The sequence below is a fragment of the Bacillota bacterium genome (genome assembly GCA_012839765.1).
Taxonomy (GTDB): Bacteria; Bacillota; Limnochordia; order DUMW01; family DUMW01; genus DUMW01.
In genome coordinates, this window is sequence record DUMW01000052.1 from 1 (window position 1) to 2733 (window position 2733).

The window sequence follows — 2733 nt, forward strand, 5'->3', positions numbered from 1 at the left end:
CCTCATTAAACACGAATTCAAGTTTTTGTTGGTCTATGTGCGAGGTCTTTTCACTAGAAGAGCTGAAGCGCTTGGCAGTTAACAGCCGAACCTGGGCTTTAAGATACGTAATTTCCCTCAGGGCGTTTTCCAGCAGCTTCTCAGCCTTCAAAGCCCGTTCTTGCCAAAATTCAATTGTGTTTGAGGTAGCCTGAGCAAGATTTTCCATAACACTTCTAAGGTTCGCGCTTTGTTGAATTGCAGAAGCGCTTCGAGGATGGAGAGGTCAACGTCTTAAGCTGTTCCACTACCTTTGAAATGGGTGTTGACGTGGGGGAACTGGAAGCTGTGGTGTTGCATAATGTCCCACCGGAGGCAGCTAACTATATACAACGGGCCGGTCGAGCCGGTAGACGTAGCTCGAGCACTGCTTTTACGTTGACCTATGCCCAACGGCGTTCCCACGATCTTGCTTTCTATGCCAAACCGGAACAAATGGTTGCCGGAAGTATAAGACCCCCGAGTATCAGTTTGGAGAATGAAAAGATAGTCTTGCGGCACTTATACGCGGTGGCGCTGTCATGGTATTTCCGGCGTCATAAAGAGCAGTTTAAGAATCTATCCCGTATTGATCCAATTATGCCGGAGGAGGATCCCTTTGCCTTTGTGCGGGAGTTGCATCGGGAGTTATCCGCCCATCCTGCGGCTTTGTTGGAGGCCTTGGAAAGAGTCTTGCCCGAATCCATGATGGAACGACTGAAAGTGAGAGAGTGGGGTTGGGTAGATGAGTTTGCTTCTCCTGACCCGGAAGGAAACTCGCTTTTGTATTCCATTATCGATTTGCTGAAAGAGGAACTGGAGCTGATTGAGAAGACTAGGGAGAGCTTGATCGCAAGAAGGAAACCCTCGGACCATCTATTAAGACTTAAGGCTACCCTCAGAGAGCGAGACGTAATCTCCTTCTTGTCCAGTGGGAGTGCATTACCCAAATATGGTTTTCCGGTGGATGTGGTTCCCCTGACGATCTTTAGCCACGTCGAGGAAGCAAAACGGTTGAAACTAGAGCGTGATTTGCGGATTGCCATTGGGGAGTATGCACCGGGTAGTGAGATAGTGGCCGGGGGATATGTCTGGACCAGCTATGGTTTGAGACACAGAGCAAATCGGGAATGGGAAAGCCGGACCTACGCGGTGTGTTCCAATTGTGACACATATACGGAGAATCTAGAAGTGGGCAATGACGAGGTAAAGTGTTCTGGATGCGGGAAGCTGTTATCCGGTCTTGCGAGAACTTATGTCATTCCCAAGTACGGTTTCGTGACCAAAGTGAATGAAACCCTAAGACATCCCACCCAACGGCGCCCTGAACGGGGCTACACGTCCCGGGTTTATTTCAGCCATTTTGAAAATCCAGAACCTTTTAGCAACCAGTATGATCGCTCGGGTAGCTATCTGACCCCTGGGGGCCCAGTGGAATGGAAGGTTTCGTCTTTAGGTCGGTTGGTGGTGCTTAACAAAGGCCCGCGTAGTCAGGGATACGGGATCTGTAAGAAATGTGGTTTTGGTACCATTGGAAATACGACAAATGATAGGGAGCATGATACTCCCTGGGGCGACAGATGTCCAAACCGTTACCTTACCTGGCTGGATTTGGGACATAGTTTTACCACCGATGTGCTGCAACTTACTTTCCCCGAGCCGGTGTTGGAGGATGGTTTTTGGCTTTCCCTTATGTACGGACTCTTGGAAGGAGCAGCCTGTGTTCTAGGGATAGTGCGCGACGACATTGACGGTTGTGTGTATATAACTGGTGATGTCACGCATCCTTCGCTCATCCTGTTTGATGATGTACCCGGTGGGGCTGGCCACGTTAAACGCTTAGCCAACGATGCGACCCTTAAGGAAGTGCTAGAAGCAACTTTATCACGGATAGAGTCATGTGCATGTGGGGAGGATACCAGTTGCTACGGCTGCTTGCGAAACTATTACAATCAATGGTGCCATGACAGGCTTAAGCGAGGACCGGTGGTCGACTATCTGAGAGGGCTACTTGGGTCAAAATAGGGTTCGTGTGTGTTGCGGGATTGCCACGATGGGTCCGTGTTCAAGCCGAAAATACTGCCAGTTGCTCTAACTGGAAATGGTCATGAAACTCGTTGCTGGAGAGACAAAGATTTGCCGAAAAGCTTGCTGGCAACTTGGCAGTGTGAGAAGAAGAAACAGGCCTCAGTTTGAGAACCCATGATGGACTGTATCCGTTTAGAATCAACATTGGGCCAGTAAGTGCGATAGATATCTGGGTCTCCTTGGTATCGCTCCGAGATAGACGTTCTGATTTTCTATGCGCGAGGGGAGAGATTGGAGCTTGATACCATGTTTAGGGCCCTGGTGGACAGTAATGTTGTTATATACGGGTCTAGGGAGGGTTGGACCCGGTTCAAGAATATCTAAACGGCGAGTGCTGCATCGTCGGTCTAGAAAGAGGAGTTGCGGAAGGGTTAAGGATAATTGGGCTTCTGGTTTGTGTTCATCAAGTTTATTAAGTTTAAATCAATGCTACCGGTAGCAGAACCTTGATGGAGACTGTCATGTCTGCATGCAAATCCGGTGAGCAAACGGCGGGCTGATGGGTCCATGTTACAATTTCGGACATGATGATAAGATAGAGTTATACGAGAGGAGAATATAATCATGTCCAAAATTCGCCAGCAATATGATGAAGACTTCAAGAAGAACGCTGTAAGACTAAGTTAC

1 protein-coding gene is annotated in these 2733 nt (G+C 48.7%); it reads left to right on the forward strand.

From position 1 onward, the window contains the following. The first annotated feature begins 237 nt into the window (after positions 1-237). Positions 238-2043 carry a DUF1998 domain-containing protein gene (locus tag GXX57_05265; GenBank protein HHV44058.1) on the forward strand — a complete coding sequence of 602 codons (1806 nt, stop codon included), beginning with the start codon at positions 238-240 and terminating at the stop codon, positions 2041-2043. Positions 2044-2733 lie beyond the last annotated feature (690 nt).